The 14,175-nt window shown below is 70.7% G+C and carries 15 protein-coding genes; 6 read left to right on the top strand and 9 right to left on the bottom strand.

What is annotated here, in order from left to right:
* The first annotated feature begins 80 nt into the window (after positions 1-80).
* From ATK30_RS41270 to mptB, 4 genes are all read left to right on the top strand, one after another.
* Positions 81-1,109: an ABC transporter permease gene (locus tag ATK30_RS41270; protein ID WP_101440104.1), complete on the top strand. Its 1,029-nt coding sequence runs from the start codon at positions 81-83 to the stop codon at positions 1,107-1,109.
* Positions 1,106-2,026: an ABC transporter permease gene (locus ATK30_RS41265; protein WP_101440103.1), complete on the top strand. Its 921-nt coding sequence runs from the start codon at positions 1,106-1,108 to the stop codon at positions 2,024-2,026. The genes ATK30_RS41270 and ATK30_RS41265 overlap by 4 nt, the downstream gene beginning before the upstream one ends.
* Positions 2,023-3,675, top strand: a complete 1,653-nt coding sequence (gene nikE / locus ATK30_RS41260) for a nickel ABC transporter ATP-binding protein NikE (protein ID WP_101440102.1) — start codon at positions 2,023-2,025, stop codon at positions 3,673-3,675. Before ATK30_RS41265 ends, nikE begins: the two co-directional genes overlap by 4 nt.
* A 91-nt stretch (positions 3,676-3,766) precedes the next feature.
* On the top strand, positions 3,767-5,329 hold the full coding sequence (gene mptB, locus ATK30_RS41255) for a polyprenol phosphomannose-dependent alpha 1,6 mannosyltransferase MptB (RefSeq protein ID WP_101440101.1): 1,563 nt from the start codon (positions 3,767-3,769) through the stop codon (positions 5,327-5,329).
* Positions 5,330-5,372: 43 nt separating this feature from the next.
* Here mptB and ATK30_RS41250 read toward each other — a convergent pair whose 3' ends face one another.
* From ATK30_RS41250 to ATK30_RS41240, 3 genes are all read right to left on the bottom strand, one after another.
* Positions 5,373-6,182: a hypothetical protein gene (locus tag ATK30_RS41250; protein ID WP_101440100.1), complete on the bottom strand. Its 810-nt coding sequence runs from the start codon at positions 6,180-6,182 to the stop codon at positions 5,373-5,375.
* Positions 6,183-6,284: 102 nt separating this feature from the next.
* Positions 6,285-6,890, bottom strand: a complete 606-nt coding sequence (locus tag ATK30_RS41245; protein WP_101440099.1) for a short chain dehydrogenase — start codon at positions 6,888-6,890, stop codon at positions 6,285-6,287.
* Positions 6,887-7,756 (bottom strand): helix-turn-helix transcriptional regulator, encoded by an 870-nt coding sequence (locus tag ATK30_RS41240; protein WP_101440098.1) that lies wholly within the window; start codon positions 7,754-7,756, stop codon positions 6,887-6,889. The genes ATK30_RS41245 and ATK30_RS41240 overlap by 4 nt, the downstream gene beginning before the upstream one ends.
* A gap of 128 nt (positions 7,757-7,884) precedes the next feature.
* On the opposite strand from ATK30_RS41240, the gene ATK30_RS41235 reads away from it, so the two are divergent.
* The gene (locus tag ATK30_RS41235; protein WP_158242576.1) at positions 7,885-8,364 is read left to right on the top strand and encodes a nuclear transport factor 2 family protein; all 480 of its coding nucleotides are present in this window, start codon (positions 7,885-7,887) and stop codon (positions 8,362-8,364) included.
* A gap of 13 nt (positions 8,365-8,377) precedes the next feature.
* Here ATK30_RS41235 and ATK30_RS41230 read toward each other — a convergent pair whose 3' ends face one another.
* The 6 genes from ATK30_RS41230 to ATK30_RS41210 form a co-directional block, all read right to left on the bottom strand.
* Complete coding sequence (locus ATK30_RS41230; protein WP_101440096.1) at positions 8,378-8,866, bottom strand: hypothetical protein; 489 nt, start codon at positions 8,864-8,866, stop codon at positions 8,378-8,380.
* 267 nt (positions 8,867-9,133) lie between these two features.
* Complete coding sequence (locus tag ATK30_RS45480) at positions 9,134-9,304, bottom strand: hypothetical protein (protein ID WP_208637561.1); 171 nt, start codon at positions 9,302-9,304, stop codon at positions 9,134-9,136.
* A 20-nt stretch (positions 9,305-9,324) separates the two neighbouring features.
* A complete protein-coding gene (locus tag ATK30_RS41225) occupies positions 9,325-9,996 on the bottom strand; it encodes a hypothetical protein (protein WP_143271485.1) in 672 nt (223 codons plus the stop codon).
* A gap of 224 nt (positions 9,997-10,220) precedes the next feature.
* Complete coding sequence (locus ATK30_RS41220) at positions 10,221-10,634, bottom strand: TIGR03668 family PPOX class F420-dependent oxidoreductase (RefSeq protein ID WP_101440094.1); 414 nt, start codon at positions 10,632-10,634, stop codon at positions 10,221-10,223.
* A gap of 6 nt (positions 10,635-10,640) precedes the next feature.
* Complete coding sequence (locus ATK30_RS41215) at positions 10,641-11,540, bottom strand: S66 peptidase family protein (RefSeq protein WP_101440093.1); 900 nt, start codon at positions 11,538-11,540, stop codon at positions 10,641-10,643.
* Entirely contained in the window at positions 11,537-13,468 is a 1,932-nt protein-coding gene (locus ATK30_RS41210; RefSeq protein ID WP_101440092.1) for a S9 family peptidase, read from the bottom strand. The genes ATK30_RS41215 and ATK30_RS41210 overlap by 4 nt, the downstream gene beginning before the upstream one ends.
* Before the next feature lie 130 nt (positions 13,469-13,598).
* Between ATK30_RS41210 and ATK30_RS41205 the strand changes: the two genes are divergently transcribed.
* Positions 13,599-14,174, top strand: a complete 576-nt coding sequence (locus tag ATK30_RS41205) for a DUF3090 domain-containing protein (RefSeq protein WP_101440091.1) — start codon at positions 13,599-13,601, stop codon at positions 14,172-14,174.
* The last annotated feature ends 1 nt before the right edge of the window (position 14,175 follow it).

Below are 14,175 nucleotides of genomic sequence, written 5' to 3'. Positions count from 1 at the left end.
AAGGGCCCCTTGAGGGAATCTAAGTCCCTCAAGGAGTCCTTCACGGCGCGCGAGTCCGTCCAGCGGAAGGGGAGTCGCGGGTGAGCCAAGCTTTAGCCCCCGACCAGGCCTCGGTGCTCGCCGATCCCGACGAGCGCCGAGGCGGGACCGGGACCCTCCGGTTCGTCCTCACGAAGATCGCCGAGGCGGTCGCCAGCGTGTTCCTGGTGATCGTCCTCGGGTTCTTCCTGTTCCGCCTGCTGCCCGGCGACCCGGTCGCGTTCATGGCCCGCGAACGGCCCACCGACCCCGGCCAGATCGCCGAGCTGCGCGAACGGCTCGGCATCGACAAGCCCGTTCTGGCGCAGTTCGGGAACTACTTCGTCGGCCTGTTCCAAGGCGACTTCGGCGAGTCCTACATCGAACGCCGCCCCGTGCTGGACATGATCGGCGAACGGCTCTGGCCGACCGTGCTGCTCGTCGGCAGCGCGACCGTCCTGGCCGTCGCGCTCGGGCTGTGGCTCGGCATCCGCGCGGCGTGGAAGCGCGACAGCTTCTTCGACCGCGCGCAGACCGGGATCGCGCTGACCTTCTGGTCGGTCCCGCAGTTCTGGCTCGGCCTGCTGCTGCTCGTGGCCACCAACGGGCTCTTCCCCAGCCGCGGCATGCACTCGCCCGACGCCGGGCCCGGCTTCCTCGCCCAGAGCCTCGACGTGCTGCACCACCTGATCCTGCCGTGTCTGACGCTGCTCGCGGTGTTCTACGCGCAGTACATGCTGGTGATGCGCTCGTCGCTGCTCGGCGAGATGAACGCCGACTACCTCACCACCGCCCGCGCGAAAGGCCTGCGCGACGACCTCGTCCGGCGACGGCACGCGGTCCCGAACGCGCTGCTGCCCACGGTGACGCTGATCTTCATGCAGTTCGGCACGGTGGTCGCCGGCGCGGTCACCGTCGAAGCGGTGTTCAGCTGGCCAGGGCTCGGCCAGCTCACCTACGACGCGCTGCACGGCCCGGATCTGCCGGTGCTGCAAGGGGTTTTCCTCGTCCTCGCCAGTGCCGTCGTCCTGATGAACCTGTTCGCGGAGCTGCTCTACCGCGTGCTCGACCCGAGGGTGCGTTCCGCATGACAACCTCTGTGGCCGCCGCCGCCGAAAGCGCGCGCGCGATCGCGTGGCGCCGCCGCCGCGCCGGAATCGCCCGCACCTGGCACGAGTTCGCGACCCAGAAAGCCGCACTCGCCGGGCTTTTCCTGCTCGTGCTCACCGTGCTGCTCGCTCTGCTGCTGCCGCTGATCAGCGACCAGAGCGGCCTGGACGTCACCCGCGTCACCGGGAAACCGCTCAGCCCGCCGGACAGCCAGTTCTGGCTCGGCACCGACATCGACGGCCGCTCGGTTCTCCTGATGACGGTGTGGGGCACCCGGATCTCGCTGCTCGTCGGGTTCTGCGCGACCGCGCTCAGCGTGTTCATCGGCACCCTGATCGGCATCACCGCCGCGCACTTCGGCGGCTGGGTGTCGGCGATCCTGTTGCGGTTCACCGACTTCTTCCTCGTGCTGCCCTCGCTGGTGCTGGCGATCGCGCTGTCGGCCGTGCTGCCGCAAGGGATCTGGACCATCGTGCTCGCCATCGGCGTCACCGCCTGGCCGAGCACCGCCCGGCTGGTCCGCGCCCAGACGCTCACCATCGAAAGCCGCCCCTACATCGAACGCGCCCGCGCGCTCGGCGGCGGCCATCTGCACGTGGTCGCGAAACACGTGCTGCCCGGCGTCGCCCCGCTCGTGCTCGCCAACACCACCCTCGTGGTCGGCAACGCGGTCATCGCCGACGCGACCCTCTCGTTCCTCGGCGTCGGCGACCCCACCTCGATCTCCTGGGGCGCGATGCTGGAAACCGCGCTCAACAACGGCGCGGTCACCCGCGGCGCCTGGTGGAACCTGCTGCCGCCGGGCATCGCGATCGTGCTCGTCGTGCTGATGTTCACCCTCGTCGGACGCGGCCTCGAAACCGTGCTGAACCCGCGGCTCAAAGGACGGCACTCGTGACCGCGCTGCTCGAACTGAAAAACCTCGGCGTCACCTACCGCACCGGCGGCGGCGACGTCCCCGCGGTCCGCGGCGTCGGCCTGAGCCTCGACGCGGGCGGCACGCTCGGCGTCGCGGGGGAGTCCGGCTCCGGCAAATCCACCGTCGCGATGAGCGTGCTCCGGCTCCTCCCGCGCAGCGCGAAGATCACCGGCGAGATCCTGCTCGACGGCGAGGACGTCAACGACATGCGCTGGGGACGGCTGCGCGCGGTCCGCTGGGCCGAGGCGTCGGTGGTGTTCCAGGGCGCGATGCACGCGCTCAACCCGGTCCGCCGCGTCGGCGAGCAGATCGCCGAACCGATCCGGCTGCACGCACCCGAGGGCAAAGCGCCGTCCGAAGCACAGGTGCAGGCACGGGTGACGGAACTGCTCGAGCAGGTCGACCTGCCGCGCTCGCGGGCCGGCGCGTACCCGCACGAACTGTCCGGCGGGCAGAAACAGCGCGTGATGATCGCGATGGCGCTGGCCTGCGAACCGCGGCTGGTGATCGCCGACGAACCGACCACCGCGCTCGACGTCGTCGTGCAGGCCCAGGTGCTGTCCGTGCTGTCGAAACTGGTCGCCGAACGCGGCATCGGGCTGATCATGATCAGCCACGACCTGTCCGTGCTCGCCGCCACGTGCGAACGCATCGCGGTGATGTACGACGGCGAACTCGTCGAGGAACGCCCGAGCGCCGAGCTGATGTCCTCGCCGCGGCACGAACACAGCAAGGCGCTCGCCGCGGCGTTCCCGACGGTCGGCGACCCGGTCTCGCGCTACGCCCCGGCCACCGCCACCCCGCTGCCGCCGGAACCGGAGGAACGCACCGGCGCCGGCGAATCCCCGCTGCTCGCCGCCGAGAACCTGCACGTCGCGTTCCGCGACCGCAAAGGCAAGCGGATCCACGCCGTCAACGGGGTGAACCTGGAGGTCCGGCGGGACGAGATCGTCGCGCTGGTCGGACAGTCCGGCTCCGGCAAGACCACCCTCGCCCGCACGCTGCTCGGCCTGCAGAAAGCCGACTCCGGCGCGGTCCGCTACGCGGGCAAGCCGATGCCGTCGTCCGGGGCCGGGCTGCGCGCGTACCGGCGGGAAGTCCAGCTCGTGCTCCAGGACCCGACGAGCGCGCTGAACCCGGCCCACACGGTGTACGAGGCGGTCGCCGAAGGCCCGCGGATCCACGGCCTGCGCGGCGAACGCGACGTCGTGCTCAAAGCGCTCGAATCCGCCGAACTGCGCCCGCCGGAGAAGTACCTCGACCGGCTGCCGCACGAACTGTCCGGCGGCCAGCGCCAGCGCGTCGTCATCGCCGGAGCCCTCGCGCTCGAACCGTCGCTGCTGCTCGCCGACGAACCGGTGGCGTCGCTGGACGCGTCGGTGCGCGGCGAGATCCTCGCGCTGCTGCTCCGGCTGCGCCGCCAGCTGGGTCTTTCCGCGCTCGTCATCACCCACGACCTCGGCCTGGCCTGGAACATCGCCGACCGGGTCGCGGTGATGTACCGCGGCGAACTCGTGGAGACCGGTACCGTCGAACAAGTCCTGCTCGACCCGCAGCACGAGTACACGAAGTCGCTGCTCGCGGCGCTCCCCGGGGGCACCGCGCAGCGGACCGCGGCCGACCGCTGACCGCGGCCCGTTCCGGGCGCGCGACGAACACCGCGCGCCCGGAGCCCGTGCGGGGGCCAGCCGACTGCACCCGGTAATCTCCTGGATCGAAATGGCCACCACTACCGACAACGCGCAGCCGAACGCCGGCACTCTCGACCGGCCGTTCCTGGCACCCGCGCGCTTCCCGTACCGGACCATCGCGATGGGCACGGTCGGAAGCGCCCTTCTGATGCTGGCGGCGCTCGGCGCCGGCGGCATCCTCATCCGCGACCCCGTCCTCGGCCACGGCCCGCTGTCCTGGGTCCGCTACGGCCACGGCCGGGCGCTCGCCAACGCGCTGCTCTACAGCGGCTTCGGCCTGGTCGTGTGGGCGTGGGTCCGGCTCGGCCGCTACGCGCTGGCCGGCCGCATCGGCAGCAAGCCGATCCTGATCGCCGCGCTGTGCTGGATGGCGCCGCTGATCGTGTCGCCGCCGCTGTTCACCCGCGACGTCTTCTCCTACCTCGGCCAGGGCGCGCAGCTGCTCTACGGGCTCGACCCGTACGCCAACGGCCCCGCCGAGCTGCCGGTGCTGCCGAACGTCGTGCAGAACGTGCACCCGCTGTGGCAGACCACGCCCGCCCCGTACGGGCCGCTGTTCCTGCTGATCTCCAAGGGCATCGTCGCGATCACCCAGGACCACATGATCGCCGGCGTCATCCTCACCCGGCTCGTGCTGCTCGTCGGGCTCGGCATGACGCTGTGGGCGCTGCCCCGGCTCGTCAAGCACCTCGGCGGGAAGCTACCGGTCGCGCTGTGGGTCGCGGTCGCCAGCCCGATGATGGTCATCCACCTCTTCGGCGGCCCGCACAACGACCTGATGATGCTCGGCTTCCTCACCATCGGCATGCTCGCCGCGCTCGAACGCAAGCACGTTATCGCGGTCGTGCTCGTCACCGTCGGGATGCTGATCAAACCGACCGCCGCCGTCGCGCTGCCGTTCATGGTGTGGATGTGGGCCGCGGACATGGCCGGTCCGTCGAAGACGAAGAACTTCTTCAAGGCCGGGGCCGCGTCGGTGGCGCTGTTCCTGCCGGTGTTCGTCGTCGGCACCTGGGTGTCGCTCGGCTCGCTCAACCTCGGCTGGTGGTCCGGCCTCAAGGCCCCGCAGCTCATCACCAACTGGCTGAACTTCCCCAGCGGCATCGGCGAGGCCGTCTACAACCTCGTCCACATCATCGCCAACGTCCAGCCCTCGCCGTTCGTCACCGTCGCCCGCACCATCGCGATGATCGGCCTCGGCGTGTTCGGCATCCGGCAATGGTGGCTCGCCCGCGGCGGCGGCAAGGAAGCCGTCTACCGCGCCGCGATCACGCTGCTGGCCGTCGCGATCCTCATGCCGCCGACCCTGCCCTGGTACCTCACCTGGGGCTTCGTGCTGATCTCCGCGTTCCCGTGGGAACGGCGCAACCTGTCGGCGATCGTGGCCATCTCGGTGTTCGTGACGCTTGTGTACTACCCGACGGGGGAGCAGGCGCTCTACGACTGGTGGTTCATCGCGATCGTCGTCGTGGTCAGCCTCTACGCCGCCGCGTCGCTGCTGCGTCCCGACCCGCTCGGCCTCGTCGCCGCGTGGCGGAAGAAGCCGAAGGACGAGGAATTCCTCCCGGAAAACCCCGCCAAGTCCGCGTGAAGCGGTGGTCCCGGTTCCGCGCCGGGACCACCGCCCGCCGGGTCTACTCGCGATCCGCGCGGTAATTCCGGAACAGCAGATACGTGTCGAGAATGTCCGCCGGATCGCTCTCGACCGAACGGTAGATGCCCCACTTCGGCCGCACGTAGTCGCCCTGATCCGGCAGCTTCACCCCGGTCCGGCGGCCTTGCGCGGCGATCGGCGCCCCCGCCCCGGCGCCGCTGCGGATCACGCACGCCGCCGCGCCCGCGTCGCCCGGAGTGAGCGTCCATTCGATCGTGATCCACTTGTCCCGCAACGGAGCCAGCTTCGCCGCGGCGATCGACGGCGAGCCCGGATTCGCGTACGCGCGAGCGGAAATCATCTCCACACCGCCGTCCCGGACCAGATCGAGCGTCACCCACGGACCCGCGTTCGTCGCCGGGGTCTTCGTCTGGAAGATGTGCGTGAACCGGCTCGTCCCGTGCAGGCTCGCCGGGATGTACATCTCGTAGGACAGGGTCCACGTCTCGCCGTCGTGCATCTTCAGCACGGCACCGTTCTGCACCATGCCCTTGGTCTCGGTCCGCTGCCGGTCCCCGCCGCCGGTGGTGTCCCGGTCGTCGCGCCAGATGTTGTACCGGTAGTGATTCCCTTCCACCACCACGTACTTCCGGTCCGGATGCAAACCGCCGCGATCAGCCTCGACGCCCTCGAACGCCTTCAGCCCGTCCTTCACCGGGTCGGGATGCCACAACGGACTCGCGGCAGTGGCGTACTGGCCGAGCGGACCGGCCAGCGCCGGAAGGGCGAGCGCCGCACCGGCGAGCGTGCGCAGCGCCGCACGGCGCGGAAAACCAGGGAGCTCCGGCATCACAAAGTGTCCTTTCCGAACAGGAACGAAAGGGGCACATCGGCCGGCGGCGCAGTACATCCGATGTCTGGTGCTCAAAGGTAAGAGTCTTTCCGAACGCGGTCAAGCGTAGGCTCGGACGACCGTCCCCGTGATGTCGCTTTCGACGCAGTTCAGGTACTGCTGCACCAATTCGTCCATCGGGACCGGGCGCATCCCCGGGAAATGATCGCCGAACTCGGCCTCCGAATCGCCGACCAGCGTCGGGCTGACCACGTTGACCCGCATCCTGCGCGGCAGCTCGATCGCCGCCGACAGGACGAAACTGTGCAGCGCGCCGCTGATCACCCCGCCGCCGGTGACGTGCGGCCAGGCCTCGTCGGCGAAAATCCCGGACGTCAGCGTGAACGACGCGCCGTCCGCCGCGTAATGCTGTCCCTGAAGGACCAGTTCGACCTGCCCGTAGAACTTGGCGCGCATGTTCTCGTGCAGCTGCGCCGACGTCAGCTTCGCGAACTCGTCCAGCGCGCCGTGCGCGGCGACACTCACGACCGCGTCCACCGCTCCGGCCTCGCGGTACATCGCCGCGATCGTCTCCGGCTCAGCCAGATCGACGCGCAGCTGGCCGGACGTCCGCCCGGCCATGATCACGTCATGACCGCGCGACCGCAGCTCCGGCACCAGCCGCCGTCCGATCGTCCCGGCACCGCCGACCACGAGAATTCTCATCGCATGTTCTCCTTCGCCAGGGTTTCCGCACAGCTGCGGGTAAGCAAGGCGAGCGCGTCGGCGCCCGGAGTGCCGGGCAGCGCGTAGAACAACCCGAGCTGCTGATCGTCGTCAGGGAGCGTGACCGTCTCGTTCGCGAGCGTCAGACGTCCGACCACTGGATGATCAAGCTCGCGCACGTAGTACGAACAGGTCCGGACCGGACGCTTCGCCCACATCCGCGCGAATTCCGGGCTCTCCACCGCCAGCCGGCCGACGAGCTGCTCCAGCACCGGGTCATCCCGATGCCGCGCGACCGCCTGATGCAGCGCCGCGACAGTGACCGACGCCTTGTCCGCCCAATCCCGGTACAGCCCGCGATGATGCGGATCGAGGAACAGCATCCGCGCGATGTTCGGACGGATCCGCTCCTCCGGGGCCTCGAACGCGACGTGCCCGGCCAGCAGCGCGTGCCCGAGCCGGTTCCACGCCAGGACATCGGCTCGGTGGTCGATCACCACCCCGGGCATCGCGGACATCGCCGCGAGCAAATCCCGCACCGCGGGCCGCAACTTGGTCCTTCGGGACCGCGGACGAGCCGCCCGCCGAGGCGCGGCGAGATTCCGCAAGTGCTCGTGCTCGACCGGATCCAGCCGCAAGGCCGCGGCCAGCGCGTCGATCACCGCGTCCGAGGCGCTGCTGCTGGCGCCCTGCTCGAGCCGCGTGTAGTAGCTGACGCTGACCCCGGCCAGTTCGGCCAATTCCTCCCGGCGCAGCCCGTGAACCGCCCGCCGGGTCCCGCCGGGCGCGATGCCCGCGGCCTCTGGCGTCAACCGCTCGCGACGGCTTCGCAGGAAGCCGCCGAGTTCGTTGCTTCCGTTGCTCACCCGGCCATCCTGGCGCGCCGCCGAACCCACCGCCTGCCCCTGATTGGGATACCCCGCCGTGTGCAGCGTGCTGTCACGCCGCCCGCGCGCACGACGATGAACCGAGCGAACCCCGAGGGGAGAAGCCGGTGCAGGAAACGGATCAGCACGACCTCGACGCTTTGCTCGCCACGGCCCGGATCGTCCGCACCTTCAACAGCTACTACCGCGCCGTCGACGAGCAGCAGTTCGACGCCCCGCGGTTCCGGCGGGTCTTCGCGCCAGACGGGAAGATCGTGCGCCCGAACGGAGCCGAGACCTGCGGACCGGCCGACATCGCGGCCAGCCACGCCCGCAGCTTCGCCCGCTTCGAAGCAAGCCAGCACCTGCTCACCGGCCACGACGTCGACCTGGACGGCGCCACCGCGGCGGTGCGGGCGAACCTCGTCGCGATCCACCTGTGGAAAGACCGCCCGGTCACCGTGCGGATGGAAGACCGCGCGTTCACCGCGGGCGGCGTCGTCACCGCGGACCTGCGCCTGACCGCGGACGGGTGGCGCATCCCCGAAGTCCGCACCCGGATCCTGTGGCGGACCGGGTACTTCGGGGATCTCGCGCAGACCCGCTGAGCTCTCCGCGCTTTCAGTCCTGGTCGAACGCGGCGATGAAGGTCGGAGCGAGCCGCGTCAGCTCGGCCTGTTGCGCCGCCATGCTCACCTGGCCCGCTTGGTAGTCGGTGGTCGCGACCGCGAGAACGTGGTTGCCCCGGGCGAGGACCAGGACACAGCCGGTCGTGCGGGCCTCCGCGAACTGCCCGCAGAACCCGAGTTGCGGGTCGGTGGTGCCGGGGACCGAGAACCGGGTCTTCACCGTCAGCTCGGAGTTCTCGGGCAACCCCTTCCCGTGCTTGGAGAAGCGGGTCACGAAGGCGAGGTTGTGGTCCGCGGACACCGTTTTTCCGCAGGCGAGCGCCTTGTCAAGCCCGGCGACGACCTGCTGGCCGGTGTAACCCTCGTACTCGGCGAGCCGTTGCCGGATCCACAGCGTGTCGGTCGTGGAATACGCCTGTGCGCCGTTCCGCGCGGCAGAGTCCCAAGGCTGGTTGGTCCCGCACGCCCGCACGATGTACAACGGCGTGTTCGGGCCGACAACGTACGGCAGCGGTCCCGCCCCGCGGTGAGACCGGCTTTCGTCAGCTCGTCTTGGCTCGGCAGATACTTCGTGAGGTCCTTCGCGACCGGCGACGGCGACGGCGAACTCGACGGCGGCGCGGAACTCGGCGCCGGAGCAGCCGCCGGAGTCTCGGCCGCACACCCCGCGACCAGCAGGACAAGACCGATCGCCACCAGCGCGATACGCATGATTCTCCCCATTCCAATCCCGCGCATTGCGGAGTGATCAACGCTTGAGCGCCCGGTATCGGTTGATCAGCGCGGTGACGGTCGCGTGGTCCGCGCCGCTGTTGAGCGCGGCGACCAGGTCGTCCGGGCAGAGCTGGAAGTGATCGCCCCACCAGCGACGGGAACGGTTGTCCCGGATCTGGTACCCGCCGGGCACGCCGCGGGCCACGTACCGCCGTTTCGCCGCCGTCAGTCCTTGTCGAACGCGGTGGCGAATGTCGGAGCGAGCCGCTTCAGCTCGGCCTGCTGTTCCGCCGCGTTCGCCCGCCAGCCGCTGGAGGTGACGGCGAGGGCGCGGTAGCCGTGAGCGAGCACCAGCACGCAAGCGGCCACCCGGACCGACCGGAACTGGCCGCAGAACCCGAGCTGCGGATCGGCGACGCCGGGGACCGAAAACCGCGTCTTGACGGCGAGTTCCTCGTCCTCGATCACGGCTTTCCCGCAGCCGAGCGCCTGGCCGAGACCGGTGACGACCTGCTCGCCGGAGTAACCCCGGTACTCGGCAAGCACCTGCCGGACCTCGACCTGATCCGTCACCGAGATCGCCTGCGCGCCGCTCTGCGCGGCGGCATCCCAAGGCTGGTCGGCGCCGCACGCCCGCACGAGGTGCAAGGGCGTGTTCGGGCCGACGACATACGGCAGGCGATCCTGCTGACGCCGCGCGCCGGCCGACTCGAGCTGATCCTCGCTGGGCAAATACTTGGTGAGATCCTTCGCGACCGGAGCCTCCGGTGCCGAGGACAGCGGCGACGGCGAACTCGACGGCGGCGCGGAACTCGGCGCCGGAGCAGCCGCCGGAGTCTCGGCCGCACACCCCGCGACCAGCAGGACAAGACCGGTCACCACAAGCGAAAAACGCATGATCCTCCCCATTTCGGGAGAAAGATCGCCAGACTCCGGTCCAGCGTTACGAATCCCGCAAGATCCGCACCTCAGCATCACCGTTTCGCCGCGTCAGTCCCGATCGAACGCCGCGACGGAGGCGAGCACGCGCCGCCTCACCGCAGCTCAGCGCCTGGTCGGCGATCGAGGTAGCCTTCACACTCGGCCGCCAGCTGCCGCACGAGCAGGTCCCCGGCTCTGCGTTACGAACCCGCCCAGCCTCGCCAGGTCCGCACCTCGGTCACCACCACCGCATGCTCCGGCGGTCGCTCCGCGTACTGCGGGTACTTCGCCGTCAGCCATCCGACATACCGGTCCCGCGAGGCATCCGCGACCACCCGTGCCACCCCGTCCGCGCGGGCCCACCACAGCCGCGACCAGTCTTCGTCGTACTCGTCGACCAGGAACGACACCGCCGGGTTCTCCGCGATATTCGCCAGCCGCCGCAGCGACGTCGTGGTCTTCGGTTTGTGGTCGACCGCGAAGACGACCGTGTCGTCGCGCACCGCGAACGTCACCGGCACCAGGTGCGGGACTCCTCGACTGTCCACTGTGGCCAGCCGGGCCACCCGGGCCGCCGCGAACCGAGCTCGGGTTTCCACAGTGGACAGTCGCATGCGGGATCAGGCCAGCACGGGGGAGTCGAGGGTCAGCGTGCCCAGTTCGGTGTCGAGCGAGGCCGAAACCCCGAGCGGCAGCGTCGGCGACCCGGCGACGTGCCCGAAGCCGAACCCGCTCAGCACCGGAACACCGAGCGGCGACAACCGTTCCGCCAGGAGCTCGCGGACCTCCGCCGGGTCGCCGCACGCGGCCCACGAACCCAGCACGATCCCGCGCACGCCGTCGAACCAGCCCGAACGCAGCAGTTGCGTCACCATCCGGTCGATCCGGTACGCGCTCTCGGTCACGTCCTCCAGCAGCACGATCCCGCCGCGCGCGGACCCCTGCTCAGCGGTGCCGACACCGGACGCGAGCAGCGACAGATTCCCGCCCACCAGCACGCCCAGCGCTCGTCCGGGCGCCACCACGTCCGGCTCCCGGGCGCGCAGCACCCGCGTGTGGTCCGGCTCGAACAACGTCCGCCGCAGGTGCTCCGCCGCGGCTTCGTCGAACAGCACGCTCGCCGGCATCGGCGACAGCAGCGTCGCGAGGTCCAGATGCGTGTGCACGGCCCGGTGCAGGGCGGTCACATCGCTCGACCCGGCCAGCACCTTCGGACCGGCAGCGCGCAACGCGGTCCAGTCCAGCAGATCGATCATCCGCTGCGCGCCGTAGCCGCCGCGCGCTGCGAGCACGCACCGGACTTCCGGGTCCAGCCACGCCTCGGTGAACTCCGCGGCGCGCGCCTTGTCCGGCTGGGACAGGTAGGACGGACCCGAAGCCCGCACTCCCGCGCCGATCCGCACCTTCACGCCCCACTCGCGCAGCACCGGCAACGCGGTGTCCAGCAGATCCTGCGGCACCGGCCCGGACGGCGCGACGAGCGCGACCGTGTCCCCGGCGGAGAGTCTCGCGGGCCTCATCGGGACAGCTCCAGCCGCGGCACGTCCGGCGTCTCGAAGCCGAACACCTGGCCGTAGAAGGAAAGCTCCGCCTCCAGCGCGGCGACGATGGTCTCCGCCTTCCGGAACCCGTGTTGCTCGCCTTCGAAGCGCAGGTACGCGTGCGGGATCCCGCTGCCGTCGATCTCGGAGACGAACCGGTCCGCCTGCTCCGGCGGGCAGATCTCGTCCTCGAGGCCCTGCAGGAACAGCACCGGACCGGCCAGCGAGCCCACGTGCGTCATCGGCGAGCGCTCCCGGTACCGCTCCGCGGCCTCTGGATACGGGCCGACCATGCTGACCAGGTACTGCGACTCGAAGTCGTGCGTTTCGCCGCCCTCGCCGGTCCAGCCGGTGAAGTCGAGGATCGGGAACTTCACCGTCGCCGCCGCGTAAGTCCGGGTCATCGTGATCGACGCGGCCGAAGTGAACCCGCCCGCGCTGCCGCCCCGGATGCCCAGCCGGGCCCGGTCGGCGATTCCTTCCGCGACAAGCGCTTCGGCGACCGCGGCACAGTCACGCACGTCCACCACGCCCCACTGCTCACGCAGCCGCTCGCGGAACGCCCTCCCGTATCCAGTCGAACCGCCGTAGTTGACCGCGACGACGCCGATGCCGCGGCTGGTGAAGTACGCGAAGTCCAGGTCGAGCGATTCGTCGCTGTGCCCGGTCGGCCCGCCGTGGACGTGCACCACATACGGCGGCAGTTCGCCTTCCGGTGCGACGAAGTCCGGGTTCGTCGGCGGGAACACGTACGCGGGGATTTCCGCGCCGTCCGGTCCGGTGAACACGCGCTCCTGCGGCACCGGCAGGTACTCCGCGGGCGGCAGCGAGGCGGGCTGAGGGGTGAGGGCGCGCCACTTCCCGGTGTCCGGGTCCAGCACCACGACCGCGCTCTCGTGCCGGGGCCCGCCCGCGATCCCGGCGATCCCGTCCGGCGTCGCGACCAGCCCGCTCGACGACCACACGGTCAGCTCAGTCTCGACGCGTGTGACCGACCCGTCGCTCTCGTCGAGGATCGCCAGCTTGCCCGAGTCGAGGACCGCGTGCTTCCCGCTGCCCAGCGGGGCGAACCAGCTGGTGCCGAGCTTCCACATCGGCCCGCCCAGTTCCCGTTCGACCGGTGCGAGATTGACCGCCGAACCGTCGAGCCCGATCCGGTGCAGGTTCCACCAGCCGTCCGGGTCGGCGAGCACGAGCAGCCGGTCCGCGGTCTCCCACGCGACCTGGCACACCGCGACCTCCGGCCCGCCCGCCAGCACACGTGCCTCGCCGAACGAACCGTCGGCCGCCACCGGCGCGACGAACAGCTCGGTCCCGTCCCACGGCATCGCCGGGTGGTCCCACGCGAGCCACGCGGCGTGCGCGCCGTCCGGCGACAGCTGCGGCGCGGTGAAGAACCGGTGTCCCTCGGCCAGCACCCGTTCGGCGGAACCGTTCAGCGGGATCGCGACCAGCTCGCGGGAGATGTCCGTCCGCCGCGGCCCGGTGCTGCGCTCGCGGACCGCCCACACCTCGCCCTCGCGTCCGGGCCGGAGGTCGCCGTACCGGACGCCTTGCGGCGTGGCCGGTTCCGGCGTCAGCGCGGCGACCTCGCCGTTCTTCAGCGCGTACACCCGCTGGTCTGCCCAATGCGTGAACACCACGACGCCGTCGACCGCGATCCAGGGCCGCCCGCCGTACTCGTGCACCCGGTTCCGGACGTTCCACGGCGCGGGCAGCACGTCCTCGGCGCCGCCGCCGGGAAGCGCGCGCACGAGCGCGACGCGGCCGCCTTCGGCCGGCCGCGCCTCCGCCCACCAGAGCGCGCCGTCGACCGCCGCGAGCCATTGCGCGCCGCCGCCGGCAGCCGCGGCGTCGGCCGCTGTGACGGGAGAGGTCCAGGTTCCATGAGGAGAGATGCGAGGCACCCGGAAAGCCTAACGAGGATCCGCTGCGTGTCCGGATCCGCACGCACCGCGCAGGATTCGCGCGCGAACTCCCCTGAACCCGGGGCGGCGGATGCCGATCATGCGGCCGTGGCCTAGGGTCGAAGATGCTATGTCACGCGTAATCCACGTCTTCCGCAAGCCCGACCGGTTCGTGGCCGGCACGGTCGGCGAGCCCGGCGACCGCACCTTCTACCTCCAGGCGACGGAGGACGTGCGGACGATCAGCGTCACGATCGAAAAACAGCAGGTCGTCGTCCTCGCGGAGCGGCTGGGGTCGCTCCTGGAGGAGGTCGCCAGCCGGTTCGGGGCCGACGTGCCCGCCCACGCCCCCGACGACGAGGTCGACGTGGACCCGCTCTCGGTGCCCGTCGAGGAGGAGTTCCGGGTCGGCACGATGGGGCTCGGCTGGGACGCCGACTCCGGCGCGGTCGTCGTGGAACTGCTCGCGATCACCGAGGGCGAAATCGACGAGACCGTCGTGCTCGACGACACCGAGGAGGGCCCGGACGCGGTCCGCGTGTTCCTCACCCCGGTCGCCGCCCGCGCCTTCGCCGAACGCGCCGACCGCGTCGTGAACGCCGGCCGCAAGCCGTGCCCGCTGTGCGGCGAACCGCTCGACCCGGCCGGGCACATCTGCCCGCGGCAGAACGGGTACCGGCGCGACGTCGACGTGACCGAGGACTGAG

This window comes from Amycolatopsis echigonensis, from assembly GCF_002846615.1.
GTDB classification, from domain to species: Bacteria; Actinomycetota; Actinomycetes; order Mycobacteriales; family Pseudonocardiaceae; genus Amycolatopsis; species Amycolatopsis echigonensis.
The sequence above is the reverse complement of the archived record's forward strand: the minus strand, read 5'-3'. Positions and strand labels throughout refer to the sequence as shown.

What these genes read in the sequence shown, in the direction of transcription:
- ATK30_RS41265 (WP_101440103.1), top strand. Translation starts at nt 1,106, where the DNA reads ATGACAACCTCTGTGGCCGCCGCCGCCGAAAGCGCGCGCGCGATCGCG.
- mptB (WP_101440101.1), top strand. Translation starts at nt 3,767, where the DNA reads ATGGCCACCACTACCGACAACGCGCAGCCGAACGCCGGCACTCTCGAC.
- ATK30_RS41250 (WP_101440100.1), bottom strand. Translation starts at nt 6,182, where the DNA reads ATGCCGGAGCTCCCTGGTTTTCCGCGCCGTGCGGCGCTGCGCACGCTC.
- ATK30_RS41245 (WP_101440099.1), bottom strand. Translation starts at nt 6,890, where the DNA reads ATGAGAATTCTCGTGGTCGGCGGTGCCGGGACGATCGGACGGCGGCTG.
- ATK30_RS41225 (WP_143271485.1), bottom strand. Translation starts at nt 9,996, where the DNA reads ATGCGTTTTTCGCTTGTGGTGACCGGTCTTGTCCTGCTGGTCGCGGGG.
- ATK30_RS41220 (WP_101440094.1), bottom strand. Translation starts at nt 10,634, where the DNA reads ATGCGACTGTCCACTGTGGAAACCCGAGCTCGGTTCGCGGCGGCCCGG.
- ATK30_RS41215 (WP_101440093.1), bottom strand. Translation starts at nt 11,540, where the DNA reads ATGAGGCCCGCGAGACTCTCCGCCGGGGACACGGTCGCGCTCGTCGCG.
- ATK30_RS41205 (WP_101440091.1), top strand. Translation starts at nt 13,599, where the DNA reads ATGTCACGCGTAATCCACGTCTTCCGCAAGCCCGACCGGTTCGTGGCC.